Origin of the sequence: Enterobacter cloacae subsp. cloacae ATCC 13047 (assembly GCF_000025565.1) — a bacterium.
In the GTDB taxonomy this organism is placed as follows: domain Bacteria; phylum Pseudomonadota; class Gammaproteobacteria; order Enterobacterales; family Enterobacteriaceae; genus Enterobacter; species Enterobacter cloacae.
Map to the genome: position 1 here is coordinate 32,348 of NC_014107.1, position 13,159 is coordinate 45,506.

Below are 13,159 nucleotides of genomic sequence, written 5' to 3' on the forward strand. Positions count from 1 at the left end.
GTGTTCCCGGGCACGGGAACCTGTTAATCGTTAATTAATCAAAACCCGATTCATTTCGGGTTTTTCCTTTTACCCCCCCCAACGCATGCACTGCACCGAGTGAAATTCACCTGAGCCAATTCTGCTTGCTTATTATTTCGATGGGAATTGCTGATTTTAATTAAGTCTATGTTTTAAAGGTGTTTCTCATGCCTGGGTTTGGCAGGGGTTCGTCCTGTTCTCTGGTCATGCGCAATGGCAATTCGCAGTCAGGGCTCAAGACTACTTTTACCTCTTTTTTAACAGAAAGTTTCTGGACCCGATACTTGCCGGAAACATCATCTGCTGTTCATCCCGACCAATAAAACGAAGGTATCACTCTCGTTTGAATCTCACTTACTTTCCATTTTGTAATAAAGAATCAAGTTTTCCAGTGATATATCAATACCAACTTTTTTTAATAACCTTTTTCGCGCAGTGTATATTTCTTTCAGCATATCTTCATAACCCTGACCAAGGTGAATTTGTTTATGGCAATTGCAACACAGAGATATGATATTTTCTTCAACATCAAGAGATGTGTCAAAAGCATCTTGCCTGGACATAGGTACAATGTGATGAGGTTCTGTGTAATTTAAGGATGAATTTCGCCTTCTGAATGTTGGGTGGTCACTATCGACTTCACATCTGTAACCTGCTTTATTCAGCGCATTTTGGGATACGCCTTTACTCCTGGGATACGAGAGGCCATTTTTTACTTCTATTGCATTTTTCTTTGGTTTGGCTTCCCCTGTATATTCAAACGTCTGAACGTTGTCAAAGATATTACTTTTCTCTATGGCATTGATCAACTCATCGTCAGAGTAATACTCACTGCTGGCCATTTCTGTTGTACCAAAAAAATCCAGTTCGTTAATTGCCTGAACAAGTTCCTCACGAATTGTCCATAAGTTTCTTTTGGGTTTTCCGCCGATTTCTTTACTCTTCATTACGGTAATGAATTTTGTACCGGATGCGATATTTCCGACACCTTTAACCTCGAATCTACCAAGTTCTTTTTGAACTCTGCCACCCAGTCCGTTTATGACTCCATTAGCACTCATGCTGTGCAGGTCGTACTTCTTACCAATATCGAAGCATGTGCAGGAATGATTTGGCTCAATAAACCATTTTTTTAACGCTGCAATACTTTTTGTGTCAAAAACTTTATCATTTGTTAATAAAGTTTTCCATTCTTCCACACTGATATCAATGTCACAGACATACTCTCCATCAATCACTTCGCATATTTTTTTAATCACATTCATTCCCCTGTTATACAGATAGTCATAATGAAAATATAAAGCTCGCTAACCGGTATGGTTGCGTAAGGACCGTAGTCTCTCAGAGACCGTGCTTTCTTTTTTTTCAGGCCTGGACACTAAAGGGTCTGTTGCACCCCGAAAAAATTTGTTGCGGGGATTGCTCATTGAGATGAGCCTTTGCTCGATCATACCAGGGGTCGTCTCAGAATTCGGAAAATAAAGCACGCTAAGGCGTAGTCACCCCGTGACTCCCCCGCGCCGATGCAGCGAGCTTCGTTCCGTCTTGCAGTGACGCAATCAGCGGGCAGGAAACGTTCCCTTTCCGCGCATGGCAGGCGCACACCAGTTCAGACAGCACGGCCTCCATGCGTGCCAAGTCGGCCATCTTCTCGCGCACATCCTTGAGCTTGTGCTCGGCCAGGCCGCTGGCTTCCTCGCAATGGGTGCCATCCTCCAGCCGCAGTAGCTCGGCGATTTCGTCCAGGCTAAAGCCCAGCCGCTGGGCCGATTTCACGAACCGCACTCGTGTTACATCCGCCTCGCCATAGCGGCGAATGCTGCCATAGGGCTTGTCTGGCTCCGGCAGCAGGCCCTTGCGCTGGTAGAACCGGATGGTCTCCACATTGACCCCGGCCGCCTTGGCAAAAACGCCAATGGTCAGATTCTCAAAATTAATTTGCATATCGCTTGACTCCGTACATAACTACGGAAGTAAGCTTAAGCTATCCAAACCAAATTTGAAAGGACAAGCGTATGTCTGAACCACAAAACGGGCGCGGCGCGCTCTTCGCCGGTGGGCTGGCCGCCATTCTTGCGTCGGCCTGCTGCCTGGGGCCGCTGGTTTTGATCGCCTTGGGGTTCAGCGGGGCATGGATCGGCAACCTGACGGTGCTGGAACCCTATCGCCCGATCTTCATCGGCGCAGCGCTGGTCGCGCTGTTTTTCGCCTGGCGGCGCATCTACCGCCCGGCGCAAGCCTGCAAACCGGGTGAGGTCTGCGCGATTCCCCAAGTGCGAGCTACTTACAAGCTCATTTTCTGGATCGTGGCCGCGCTGGTCCTGGTCGCGCTCGGATTTCCCTACGTCATGCCATTTTTCTATTAATCACAGGAGTTCATCATGAAAAAACTGTTTGCCGCCCTCGCCCTCGCTGCCGTTGTTGCCCCCGTGTGGGCCGCCACCCAGACCGTCACGCTGTCCGTACCGGGCATGACCTGCTCCACCTGCCCGATCACCGTCAAGAAGGCGATTTCCAAGGTCGAAGGCGTCAGCAAAATTGACGTGACCTTCGAGACACGCGAAGCGGTTGTCACGTTCGATGATGCCAAGACCAGCGTGCAGAAGCTGACCAAGGCAACCGGAGACGCGGGCTATCCGTCCAGCGTCAAGCAGTGAGCCACTGAACCCGAACCTGGGGCGATCATGGGACTGATTACACGCATTGCCGACAAGGCTGGCGCGCTTGGCAGCGTTGTTTCCGCGATGGGATGCGCTGCCTGTTTCCCGGCTATCGCCAGCCTGGGCGCGGCCATCGGCCTTGGCTTTCTACAGGAATACGAAGGGTTGTTTATCTCCAAGCTGCTGCCGCTGTTCGCAGTCGTGGCTTTGCTGGCGAATGCACTGGGCTGGCTGAGTCATCGGCAATGGTACCGCAGCCTGCTCGGGATGGTCGGCCCAGCCATCGTGCTGGCGGCCATGCTCTTGTTTTTTGGCAATTGGTGGACGGCGAACCTCCTCTATGTCGGTCTGGCCTTGATGATCGGGGTGTCGATCTGGGATCTGCTCTCACCGGCCAACCGCCGCTGCGAACTACCACCCAAACACGGCTAACTGCATTGGCAGTTGCCGAAACGAAAAGGAACGATGCAATGTATTTGAATATCACCGGAATGACCTGCGACTCGTGCGCGACACATGTCAAGGACGCCCTGGAGAAAGTGCCGGGCGTGCTGTCGGCGCTCGTGTCCTACCCGAAAGGCTCCGCGCAACTCGCCACCGATCCCGGCACCTCGCCAGAGGCGCTGACCGCCGCTGTGGCCGGCCTCGGCTACAAGGCCACACCCGCCGATGCCCCATCCACTTCAGCGCGGGGCAGACTGCTTGGCAAGGCGCTGGGATGGCTGGGCGGTGGCGACAAGGCTGGTGGTGATGGGGACGGACTGCACGTCGCCGTTATTGGCAGCGGCGGAGCCGCGATGGCGGCGGCGCTGAAGGCCGTCGAGCAAGGTGCGAACGTCACGCTGATCGAGCGCGGCACCATCGGCGGTACTTGCGTCAATGTCGGCTGCGTGCCGTCCAAGATCATGATCCGCGCTGCCCATATCGCCCATTTGCGCCGTGAAAGCCCATTCGACAGTGGCATCGCGGCGACTGTGCCTGCGATTGATCGCAGCAAACTACTGGCCCAGCAGCAGGCGCGCGTCGATGAGCTGCGCCACGCCAAGTACGAAGGCATCCTGGACAGCAACCCGGCCATCACCGTGCTGCATGGTGAAGCGCGTTTCAAGGACGACCAGAGCCTTGCCGTCCGTTTAAACGATGGCGGCGAGCGTGTGGTGGCGTTCGACCGCTGCCTGGTCGCCACGGGTGCCAGCCCGGCCGTGCCGCCGATTCCGGGCCTGAAAGAGTCACCCTACTGGACTTCCACCGAGGCCCTGGTCAGCGACACCATTCCCGAGCGCCTGGCCGTGATCGGCTCGTCTGTGGTGGCGCTGGAACTGGCGCAAGCCTTTGCCCGGCTGGGCAGCAAAGTGACGATCCTGGCACGCAGCACGCTGTTCTTCCGCGAAGACCCGGCCATCGGCGAGGCCGTTACAGCCGCGTTCCGTGCCGAAGGGATCAAGGTATTGGAATACACGCAAGCCAGCCAGGTCGCGCATGTGGACGGCGAATTCGTGCTGACCACCGGGTACGGTGAAATACGCGCCGACCAGCTGCTGGTCGCCACTGGCAGGGCACCGAACACGCGCAGCCTGGCATTGGAAGCGGCGGGAGTCGCTGCCAATGCGCAGGGGGCCATCGTCATCGACAAGGGCATGCGCACCAGTACGCCACACATTTATGCGGCTGGCGACTGCACCGACCAGCCTCAGTTCGTCTATGTGGCGGCAGCGGCCGGCACCCGTGCTGCGATCAACATGACTGGCGGCGATGCGGCCCTGGACCTGACCGCAATGCCGGCCGTGGTGTTCACCGACCCGCAGGTCGCCACCGTGGGCTACAGCGAGGCGGAAGCACATCACGACGGGATCGAGACCGACAGTCGCACCTTGACCTTGGACAACGTGCCGCGTGCGCTTGCCAACTTCGACACACGCGGCTTCATCAAGCTGGTCATCGAGGAAGGTAGCGGACGGCTCATCGGCGTGCAAGCGGTGGCCCCGGAAGCGGGTGAACTGATCCAGACGGCGGTGCTCGCCATTCGCAACCGTATGACCGTGCAGGAACTGGCCGACCAATTGTTCCCCTACCTGACCATGGTCGAAGGGCTGAAGCTCGCGGCGCAGACCTTCAGCAAGGACGTGAAGCAGCTTTCGTGCTGCGCCGGATGAGGAAAAGGAGGTGTTCAATGAGCGCCTACACAGTGTCCCGGCTGGCCCTTGATGCCGGGGTGAGCGTGCATATCGTGCGCGACTACCTGCTGCGCGGATTGCTACGGCCGGTCGCGTGCACCACGGGCGGCTACGGCTTGTTCGATGACACCGCGTTGCAACGGCTGCGCTTTGTACGGGCTGCCTTCGAAGCGGGTATCGGCCTGGACGCACTGGCGCGGCTGTGCCGGGCGCTGGATGCTGCGGACGGTGACGGTGCGTCTGCGCAGCTTGCCGTGTTGCGGCAACTCGTCGAGCGTCGGCGCGAGGCCCTGGCCAGCCTCGAAATGCAACTGGCCGCCATGCCAACCGAACCGGCACAGCACGCGGAGAGTCTGCCATGAACAGCCCAGAGCACTTGCCGTCTGAGACGCACAAACCGATCACCGGCTACTTGTGGGGCGCGCTGGCCGTGCTCACCTGTCCCTGCCATTTGCCGATTCTCGCCATTGTGCTAGCCGGCACGACGGCCGGCGCGTTCATCGGGGAGCACTGGGGTATTGCAGCCCTCACGCTGACCGGCTTGTTTGTCCTGTCTGTGACGCGGCTGCTGCGGGCCTTCAAGGGAAGATCATGACCGCTTCCCAGCCAGCCGAGAGTGGGCAGCTTTGAGCTTCGCTACCAATCTGGAGGAGTACCACCATGAACGCAAACGCCCCGAACACTGCCAGTTGCACCACCTGCTGCGTATGCTGCAAAGAAATTCCGCTCGATGCCGCCTTCACCCCGGAAGGCGCGGAATACGTCGAACATTTCTGCGGGCTGGATTGCTATGAACGCTTCCAGGCACGCGCCAAGGCCGCGACAGAATCTGACATTGCGCCTGTCCCTGGCGGTTCGCAGCCGTCAGATTGAGGCATACCCTTCACATACTGGAGATAACGTCCTCTATGAACAGCCTCTTCCAATTTCCAGTGTCGCGGTCGCTAAAAATCTCTTTCGGCTCATCGATGCCAAAACCGGAGAAGCCTTTGACATCGAAGAAGAACTGTGGGCCTATGAGCGTCTGACGGCCGCAGTAGTGAACGACATTATTCACGAACATAATTTTTCTCGACTTCGTCTGGCTAAGCCCGGCGATTTCCCGTTCGAGACACTGACCAGCTTTGCAGTAATGCAGCTGCTTTTAAATTTACATAATCCCCAGAATAAGAATCCCTACAAGCAGGATCTTCTTGACCACTTTCATCATGACATTGAAATGCATTTTGAAGAATATATAAAAAGCATTCAGTCACTGCCTGGCACCCAGCCCGCACTAATGAACGACAGTTTTTATCAAAAATTGCTTCGCGTAGCCAACGCGTCCTCATCCAGAGAGGATAAATGTCGGGCGATTTTTACTTTGTTCAGCCTGCTGGCTATTCTCAATAAACCCACGCCTTATGACATGATCAATGTCTTCCGGAATAAAATATTCAGTCGGACGAGCGTGATTGAAATAATACACACCGGCCACGCTTTTGACAGTACTAACCCCAGGCCAGTCTTTGCGATAGCCCCGAATATATTTTGTTTATACACAAAACAGAATAGAATATATCTGCCGTTGTCTCATAATTTCACTTTGTGTTTTATTATTGGCTCACCATTAACATTCCGTCCCCGGATAGACGTTTTTTCACCACGACCCGAACTGCTAAAGTGTTGTGACGATCGCCACTTAAATTTCTACAAAGTTTCTTTTGATTACATTGATAATGTCATGAGCACCATCGATATGTACAATGTAGGAAATTCAAGCACTTTCTATTCTGCTTATCAGCTCAGCGACGTTGAAAAATACCTCGATTTGCAGGAAAAAGATCACCAATATTACTATACGCCTGCAGACCCCGTGCGATGGCTCCCTCAGCAGCCGGATTCATTATGAACCCAGAAAACCAGCAACGTATACGGGAGATGATTGAATCCGGAGAATTTAACGGGTATACGCTGGTCAGCGGAGAAGACTGGCAGCTCCCCACGGTGTAGTGGTCAAGTAATACTGGCCACAGTTTTACAGTAAAAATGGTATCTGTTCTCTGACTCTTCCGGCGTCAGCCCACCGTTATAATGGTGAGGTCTGACGCTGTTGTAGTAGTTCAATATGTAATCATTAATTTGCTGCCGGGCCTCGTCCTTGCCTGCGTAACCATTCGTTGGCACCCATTCTGTTTTCAGACTGCGGAAGAAGCGTTCCATGGGGCTGTTATCCCAGCAGTTTCCCCGCCGACTGACGCTTTGATTTATTCTGCAACGCCAGAGAAGTTGTTGATATTTAAGGCCTGTATACTGGCTTCCCTGGTCGCTATGGAACATGACATCCCGGGGTTGGCCACGCGTCTCATAGGCCATCCGCAGGGCACTGCTTATCAGTGCGGTATCGGCATGCGCTGACAGACTCCAGCCGATAACCCTGCGGGCAAAAAGATCCATAACAACCGCCAGATAGCACCAGCGATTTCCTGCCCAGAGATACGTAATATCTCCACACCATACCCGGTCTGGCTCCGGTACTGCGAACTGACGCTCAAGCAGATTCGGCAGGCTGGTATGCTCCTGACGGGCATTTTTATACTGATGTTTTCCGGGCTGACAACTGCTCAGGTTCAGATATTTCATCAGACGCCCGGCACGGTAACGGCTCATCGGGACGCCGTTTTGAGTCAGCATTTCAGCCAGAGTGCGCGCGCCCGCAGAGCCCCGACTTTGGTTCCACGCCCGGCGTATTTCGCTGCACAACCTGACTCGTGCCGGATTAACCGTATCGCGTCGTTTTCGCCAGTACCGGTAACTGCTGCGGTGTATTTCCAGAGCAGAACACAGGCTGACAACCGTGTGGCTGTCACTTAGTCTGGCGGCTATCGTGAACCGTTCAGCGAGTCGGACATTAAGAGCGCGGTAGCCTTTTTTAATATCGTATTTTGTTCCTCCAGACGGCGAACTTGCTTTTCCAGCTCGCGGATACGTTGCTGGTCTGGAGTAATGGGTGTGGCAGAGGGCGTAATCCCCTGGCGCTCTCGCCTGAGCTGGCGTACCCAGCTCTCAAGCGTGGTTGAACCGACATTCATCGCTTCACTGGCCTGTCGATATGAGTAGCCCTTATCAACAATCAGCTGTGCACATTCCAGCCTGAACTCAGGGGGGAAGGTTCGTTTGGTTTTCTTGTTCATTAAGTCACCTGTTTTGTGTTGTGGTGAGAATATCACCTTTCATCAGGTGGCCAAATTTAGTGTGCCACTACACGGCACGCGAAACTACCTTCGTTCGGGGGCTGATCCCCCTGACTGACATCCAGCTGGCCAACCGGCTGAATGTGGACGAACGTACCGTCCGCAAGTGGAAATCCGGCCAGACCCGGATGGTGTTCACCACATGGTGTTGCCTGTGCTGGCTGGCCGGGCTGGGGATGCTGCTGGATAACCTTCTCAGCGATTAAAGAGACGCTTCCAGATACGTCTGAGAATGAAGCGTCTCTGGTATCGCCAGCGGGAACGGTAGATATGGGGCAGGTCGTCATAGTTTTTCCAGAATAGGGTCCAGCCCTGATACCCTTTGTCCACTAAAAGGATGTAGCCGCCGGTACTGACGATGCCATATGCGATGGCGGTGAGGATGAGAAATACAGTCATACGATGTTCCTTATGTAAAACTGTATTTAGGAAATCTGATGCGGCCTTTAAGGCCGGTCTGTAAAAAAAACTGAAAAAAGTTTCTCTTTCCTTATAGTTGCCATTTAAGCCTCAGTCAGCCGTAAAATTTGCACTCCATGCAATAATCCCCAAATCACAACAATCCGCCTCTTTTCTTGATTCTGCTGCAATAATCCTTCTTTCTTTCTCCGCAGATCCGATTTCTGTTAGTTCCGGATCACGGCGATTTTCTGCGCTGATTTGTGAAACGAAAATTAAAAATGTGCTACACTTTAAGTAGTTAGATAACTTTCACCCTCTCCGCATCAGACCGACCTGACGAGTAAATCCTGTTAATCTGTTCATCATCGCTTCCGAAAACTTTGCTATTATGAATTTTTCGGAAGTCAAAAAGAGTGAGATCCGGTAATTGCGGGCGGTGACTGTTATTCTGCTAATCACTGCGGGCGGGCAACGGAATGTTCTGCTGGCGATGATAAATAAATAGAACTAATAGATATTAAATAATAAGGAAGTTGATTATGAATATGAAAATTACACTGAGTGTTTTATTTGAGGCTCTCATAATCCTTGGGCATGACAGAGTCTGGATGGAAGAATCGGAGTTTGAGCACATATACGGATACGGCTGCTACCGTGAGATACACACTTGGGACGATCGCACAGTTGCCTGGTGGGATGATGCTGATGACACATGGTATCTGTCCACAGAAGTCGATGTGATAACTCCTTTCCTTGGCCCTCTCCCAAAGAAAGAAGGAGAGCTCTCCGAGGAAAAATGCTTCCAGTTAATGACTCTTGGTCGCTACTGATAGCCGACAGCAGCATTTAATGAGTGGTCGGCTGGACACCCTCTGGCGGCCACATGTCACTCGATAGTGTAGTCCGGCGGGATTTCTCCCTGAAGATGATCCAGACATTAACGTAAAGGATACAGGAACGATGTGTAAACTGACCGGTTTTATAATGGGGCTGACGATCCTGCTGGGTGTGACTGCACGGGATGCAGGGGCGGCAACGCTCAGTGAAATGCGGATGGTTAATGCCAGTCAGAAACCCGGGATGGTGATTATCTGCAGCCGGACCTCGGAGATTCCGCAGAAAGGTGAATCCCCCGTTCGTATAGAAAGTCTCCTCAGGGGCGTGGTACTGCAGAACGACGGTGATCGCATGATGTTTGACGTGACCTATACACAGCGAAACGCTGAAGAGAGTATTCCTTTTCGTACGGAAAAATACCGGCTGACCACTGAGCTGGAAGCCACCCGCCAGAAAATGGCCATCGATCCTGAGACGATAGAACTATCGCTTCCGCGTGCCCGCGGTCTTGAAGAAACTTTTCTCGCGGGGATGAAAGCAAGCCCGGTTTCGTTTGAAGATTACACCAATTACCGTGTCAAATCTGCTACCGAGTATCTGATCCTGCCGGGTCCGGCATCCCCGGATGCACCGGTGATGCACTGCACACTCTAATGACAATGGTGACATAACATGATGCCAGCACTGCCAGGCCATAGCGGGGCTTTTTCCTCTGCTCAGCTGCCGGTGGCCATCGATTACCCGGCCGCGCTGGCACTGCGCCAGATGGCGCTCGTTCAGGACGAACTGCCGAAATACCTGCTGGCGCCGGAAGTGAGCGCCCTGCTCCACTACGTGCCCGATCTTCACCGTAAGATGCTGCTGACCACCCTGTGGAACACCGGCGCCCGTATTAACGAAGCACTGGCCCTGACCCGGAGTGATTTTTCCCTGGCCCCGCCCTACCCGTTCGTGCAACTGGCAACCCTCAAACAGCGGGTGGAGAAAGCGGCCCGAACGGCCGGCCGTGCTCCGGCCGGCAGCCAGCCTCATCGTAACGTTCCGCTTTCCGATCCGCAGTATGCCCGCCAGCTGGAAATGATGGTGGCCACCCTGAAAATACCGCTGGAACGCCGGAATAAGCGCACCGGCAGAACGGAAAAGGTGCGCATCTGGGAGATCACCGACCGTACCGTTCGCACCTGGCTGGGCGAAGCTGTTGAAGCGGCAGCCGCCGACGGGGTGACGTTCTCCGTGCCGGTGACGCCACACACGTTCCGCCACTCCTACGCCCTGCACATGCTGTATGCCGGAATTCCGCTGAAGGTGCTGCAGAGCCTGATGGGGCACAAGTCGATCAGCTCGACGGAAGTCTATACAAAGGTATTTGCGCTCGATGTTGCTGCAAGGCATCGTGTGCAATTTTCAATGGCACAGGCTGATGCTGTTGCCATGCTGAAAAAAAGATAACTAAATTTGTCAAAATTTACAGACAGTTGTAATGACATCCACTTATTCGATAATAAATTAATCTTGCGTTACGTGAAAACTGACAGGGGTCCAGGCTGTACCAGGCCGGAATTCACGTAACGCACTTTACGTCTTCTTCATTACTTACCTTTTCGTTCCGATCCTGTTCATCCCTGCATTGCCCCCTTTTCTTCATAACGCATTTCACTGTTGCCGAAAGCCCATGGGGTCGACTTTGCGACCGCGGCCGCACTCAGAAGGATGGCCACTTTAACCGGCGCCACCCTGGCGTACCTACTCGTCCCCGAAGTGAGAGCCCTACTCTTCTATATGCCGGATCTTCACCATTAAATGCTGTTCTCTACTTTCTGGAACACGGGAGTGCGGATCAGTGAATCCCGGACGCTGCCCCCGGAATCCTTTGATCTCGGTGGGTTAAGACCCTTTGTGAAAGTACTGGGCTAAGGGCATCCGCCCTGACGAACAATATTGACTAAGTGATGAAAGTAAACATATCGCAGTGAAGATGTTGAGCAGACTGCCCGCTCTTCCACACACCGCAGTCAATATCAATACTCCGGTAGGCCTATCCGCATATCGCAGTCAAGGCAAGCAAAACCTAAACGGAATGATGAATCAGTATAAATTGACTGTGGTATGCGCTCTGCATACCACAGTCAACAAACTCTAAAACGGCATTCCTCAGTCATTTCCCGGTTTCACGCTGGCGAGCGCTTTTGCTAGTTTCTGAGGATCAATACCTGCAGCCTTCAGGGCTTTAATAACTTCGTCATAGTTCTGCTCAGGTACTTCCTCTTCCGGCTCACGGGGAACAACGACCTTGCTACTGATGAGTTTCGGATTACGGTAATGCACGCTGAAGTAGGTGGCCCGGCCGCGTTTGAATTCGGTGTAATCCAGATAGCCGATATCCTTCAGCTGCGCCATGGCTTTGCGCACCGTGTGGTTCTGCGTGTAGAGGTTAGACGTCAGGTTGAGTCTGTCTCGCATACGCTTCATGGAGATGGGGGCCGGATTCTGTGGCAGACTTTCAATGTAGGTATAGAGTGCCTGTGCGGACTCCTTGCGCTGCAGGGCATCAATGGCTTTCAGACGCAACAGGACCCGCCTGTCCATCTGATAAAGCTCAAAGAGCTTGGGCTCTGCCCTGATCTCCACGACATCGGCAGTGATGTCGTAATAGGCAGACTGAACCAGGTGCGTAGTCCACCCTTTCGTTTCACTCTGAAACTTGAGGGTTACGGATGCCAGCTTGAACAGGGAGTTGCTTATCCTGTCACGCATTTTCTTGTTAGAGCGCCGGGAGTCAAAGCCACACATTTTAACAAACTCAACAAAAGACAGCTTGAGCGTGTCATCCTTAACGCCAAAATCATACATTGAACGGATGATTCCAAGCCAGACTTTGAAGTCCGTATCCATATCGAGGCGCGATCCGGTGATCCTGACATCGGTATACCCTTCACTCCGGGCAATGGACAGCTGTACGAGCTCCTCAGTCGCATCCGTGACGTTTTTGCGGTTCGTCTTACTCCTAGAGGTCGATTTGAGGGTAGGAACGAACAGACCAAGCCTCATGAGCGCAACAGGCTGAACAGTACTGGCGCTGTTGACATCCAGCTTAACAACTTCACCCGTTGTCTTATTGACCTCCTGAAGATTCAGGGGTAACTCATTATTTTCCATAGCCATTTTATTAACCCGCGGTTATCCACAAACGAAAGTATATACGCATATCACAGTCAACGGAAATACATACCCCAGTTAATACAATTGCATACCGCAATAGTTGATCTCGCACACAACAGTCAACATACCACACACCACAGTTAATGAAGATAGTCTCCAGGCTCAGGCGTAGCGGGGCGCTAAACGATCCGGGGATCTCTTTTTGATCTCAACATGATCTCCTTAAGGATCAATTACTGGATCGAAATATGGAATAACAGCCAGCATCCAATACATATGGACCACTGACATGACACAATGTGAATCTTGGTACAACAACCCAGTAATACAACACCAGGAAAGGCAATAGTCTTGACTGTGATATGCAGAAAAATGCATGTCATTACTCTTCCCTATTCCTATTCAGCTTCATACCGCAGTCAATAATCTGCATACTATAGTCAATTCCTTACCATTCAGTTCCTTCCAGTGGAGCTTCGTTAGCTTCAGAGCGTCAGCCACACCTTGTTAGTACGGAGTAATTCCGCTTCCTCGACGCATGCGCCTACGCGCGCATACTTTCTGCGGCGAGCGGATGATATTGACTGAAGCATGCGGCAGCCTTTCAGGCGGATGCTGAACTGAACAAGACTATATTTTGATCGGCTTTGCAATATTTAAGACGGTTTGCAAC

The 13,159-nt window shown here is 52.8% G+C and carries 15 protein-coding genes and 3 pseudogenes; 13 read left to right on the top strand and 5 right to left on the bottom strand.

From position 1 onward, the window contains the following. Nucleotides 1-371: 371 nt before the first annotated feature. Nucleotides 372-1,280 (bottom strand): HNH endonuclease, encoded by a 909-nt coding sequence (locus ECL_RS25955; RefSeq protein ID WP_007374408.1) that lies wholly within the window; start codon nt 1,278-1,280, stop codon nt 372-374. Between the two features lie 229 nt (nt 1,281-1,509). Next, the gene (merR, locus tag ECL_RS25960) at nt 1,510-1,965 is read right to left on the bottom strand and encodes an Hg(II)-responsive transcriptional regulator (protein ID WP_001166628.1); all 456 of its coding nucleotides are present in this window, start codon (nt 1,963-1,965) and stop codon (nt 1,510-1,512) included. Nucleotides 1,966-2,036: 71 nt separating this feature from the next. On the opposite strand from merR, the gene ECL_RS25965 reads away from it, so the two are divergent. The 8 genes and pseudogenes from ECL_RS25965 (at nt 2,037) to ECL_RS26005 (ending at nt 6,746) form a co-directional block, all read left to right on the top strand. Then, nucleotides 2,037-2,387 (top strand): mercuric transport protein MerT, encoded by a 351-nt coding sequence (locus tag ECL_RS25965; protein WP_001294660.1) that lies wholly within the window; start codon nt 2,037-2,039, stop codon nt 2,385-2,387. 15 nt (nt 2,388-2,402) lie between these two features. Beyond that, nucleotides 2,403-2,678 (top strand): mercury resistance system periplasmic binding protein MerP, encoded by a 276-nt coding sequence (merP, locus tag ECL_RS25970; protein WP_000732276.1) that lies wholly within the window; start codon nt 2,403-2,405, stop codon nt 2,676-2,678. Nucleotides 2,679-2,705: 27 nt separating this feature from the next. Next, complete coding sequence (gene merC, locus ECL_RS25975) at nt 2,706-3,113, top strand: organomercurial transporter MerC (RefSeq protein WP_000522993.1); 408 nt, start codon at nt 2,706-2,708, stop codon at nt 3,111-3,113. A gap of 38 nt (nt 3,114-3,151) precedes the next feature. Then, entirely contained in the window at nt 3,152-4,834 is a 1,683-nt protein-coding gene (merA, locus tag ECL_RS25980; RefSeq protein WP_000281123.1) for a mercury(II) reductase, read from the top strand. 17 nt (nt 4,835-4,851) lie between these two features. After that, a complete protein-coding gene (gene merD / locus ECL_RS25985) occupies nt 4,852-5,217 on the top strand; it encodes a mercury resistance co-regulator MerD (protein WP_001277463.1) in 366 nt (121 codons plus the stop codon). Beyond that, nucleotides 5,214-5,450 (top strand): broad-spectrum mercury transporter MerE, encoded by a 237-nt coding sequence (merE, locus tag ECL_RS25990; RefSeq protein ID WP_001087807.1) that lies wholly within the window; start codon nt 5,214-5,216, stop codon nt 5,448-5,450. The genes merD and merE overlap by 4 nt, the downstream gene beginning before the upstream one ends. 50 nt (nt 5,451-5,500) lie before the next feature. Further along, a pseudogene (locus ECL_RS26000) lies at nt 5,501-5,728 on the top strand (DUF3330 domain-containing protein); the annotation flags it as partial. Further along, on the top strand, nt 5,691-6,746 hold the full coding sequence (locus ECL_RS26005; RefSeq protein ID WP_223526262.1) for a hypothetical protein: 1,056 nt from the start codon (nt 5,691-5,693) through the stop codon (nt 6,744-6,746). The pseudogene ECL_RS26000 and the gene ECL_RS26005, both read left to right, overlap by 38 nt. Before the next feature lie 104 nt (nt 6,747-6,850). Here ECL_RS26005 and ECL_RS26010 read toward each other — a convergent pair. Next, nucleotides 6,851-8,064, bottom strand: a protein-coding gene (locus tag ECL_RS26010) for an IS3 family transposase (RefSeq protein ID WP_099516394.1) whose coding sequence is annotated in 2 segments (ribosomal slippage) — nt 6,851-7,770 and nt 7,770-8,064 — 1,215 coding nt in all. Because the reading frame shifts where the segments join, the coding sequence is not laid out codon by codon here. 44 nt (nt 8,065-8,108) lie between these two features. Between ECL_RS26010 and ECL_RS26015 the strand changes: the two are divergent. Then, nucleotides 8,109-8,294: pseudogene (locus ECL_RS26015) on the top strand (korC); the annotation flags it as partial. On the opposite strand, the gene ECL_RS26020 reads toward ECL_RS26015, so the two are convergent. Then, on the bottom strand, nt 8,284-8,487 hold the full coding sequence (locus ECL_RS26020) for a hypothetical protein (RefSeq protein WP_013087123.1): 204 nt from the start codon (nt 8,485-8,487) through the stop codon (nt 8,284-8,286). The pseudogene ECL_RS26015 and the gene ECL_RS26020 overlap by 11 nt on opposite strands. Nucleotides 8,488-9,029: 542 nt before the next feature. Between ECL_RS26020 and ECL_RS26025 the strand changes: the two genes are divergently transcribed. From ECL_RS26025 to ECL_RS26040, 4 genes and pseudogenes are all read left to right on the top strand, one after another. Next, complete coding sequence (locus tag ECL_RS26025; RefSeq protein ID WP_013087126.1) at nt 9,030-9,320, top strand: hypothetical protein; 291 nt, start codon at nt 9,030-9,032, stop codon at nt 9,318-9,320. A gap of 130 nt (nt 9,321-9,450) precedes the next feature. Continuing rightward, nucleotides 9,451-9,981, top strand: a complete 531-nt coding sequence (locus ECL_RS26030) for a hypothetical protein (RefSeq protein ID WP_013087127.1) — start codon at nt 9,451-9,453, stop codon at nt 9,979-9,981. Nucleotides 9,982-9,999: 18 nt separating this feature from the next. Further along, nucleotides 10,000-10,776, top strand: a complete 777-nt coding sequence (locus ECL_RS26035) for a site-specific integrase (protein WP_013087128.1) — start codon at nt 10,000-10,002, stop codon at nt 10,774-10,776. Between the two features lie 201 nt (nt 10,777-10,977). Beyond that, nucleotides 10,978-11,235, top strand: a pseudogene (locus ECL_RS26040) (tyrosine-type recombinase/integrase); the annotation flags it as partial. A gap of 243 nt (nt 11,236-11,478) precedes the next feature. On the opposite strand, the gene ECL_RS26045 reads toward ECL_RS26040, so the two are convergent. Next, nucleotides 11,479-12,489, bottom strand: coding sequence for a RepB family plasmid replication initiator protein (locus tag ECL_RS26045; RefSeq protein ID WP_015572055.1), 1,011 nt, complete (start codon nt 12,487-12,489; stop codon nt 11,479-11,481). Nucleotides 12,490-13,159: the final 670 nt, after the last annotated feature.

Excerpts from the sequence above, each read along its gene's own strand:
- merR (WP_001166628.1), bottom strand. The coding sequence starts at position 1,965 with ATGCAAATTAATTTTGAGAATCTGACCATTGGCGTTTTTGCCAAGGCG.
- ECL_RS25965 (WP_001294660.1), top strand. The coding sequence starts at position 2,037 with ATGTCTGAACCACAAAACGGGCGCGGCGCGCTCTTCGCCGGTGGGCTG.
- merP (WP_000732276.1), top strand. The coding sequence starts at position 2,403 with ATGAAAAAACTGTTTGCCGCCCTCGCCCTCGCTGCCGTTGTTGCCCCC.
- merC (WP_000522993.1), top strand. The coding sequence starts at position 2,706 with ATGGGACTGATTACACGCATTGCCGACAAGGCTGGCGCGCTTGGCAGC.
- merA (WP_000281123.1), top strand. The coding sequence starts at position 3,152 with ATGTATTTGAATATCACCGGAATGACCTGCGACTCGTGCGCGACACAT.
- merD (WP_001277463.1), top strand. The coding sequence starts at position 4,852 with ATGAGCGCCTACACAGTGTCCCGGCTGGCCCTTGATGCCGGGGTGAGC.
- merE (WP_001087807.1), top strand. The coding sequence starts at position 5,214 with ATGAACAGCCCAGAGCACTTGCCGTCTGAGACGCACAAACCGATCACC.
- ECL_RS26020 (WP_013087123.1), bottom strand. The coding sequence starts at position 8,487 with ATGACTGTATTTCTCATCCTCACCGCCATCGCATATGGCATCGTCAGT.
- ECL_RS26025 (WP_013087126.1), top strand. The coding sequence starts at position 9,030 with ATGAATATGAAAATTACACTGAGTGTTTTATTTGAGGCTCTCATAATC.
- ECL_RS26030 (WP_013087127.1), top strand. The coding sequence starts at position 9,451 with ATGTGTAAACTGACCGGTTTTATAATGGGGCTGACGATCCTGCTGGGT.
- ECL_RS26035 (WP_013087128.1), top strand. The coding sequence starts at position 10,000 with ATGATGCCAGCACTGCCAGGCCATAGCGGGGCTTTTTCCTCTGCTCAG.
- ECL_RS26045 (WP_015572055.1), bottom strand. The coding sequence starts at position 12,489 with ATGGCTATGGAAAATAATGAGTTACCCCTGAATCTTCAGGAGGTCAAT.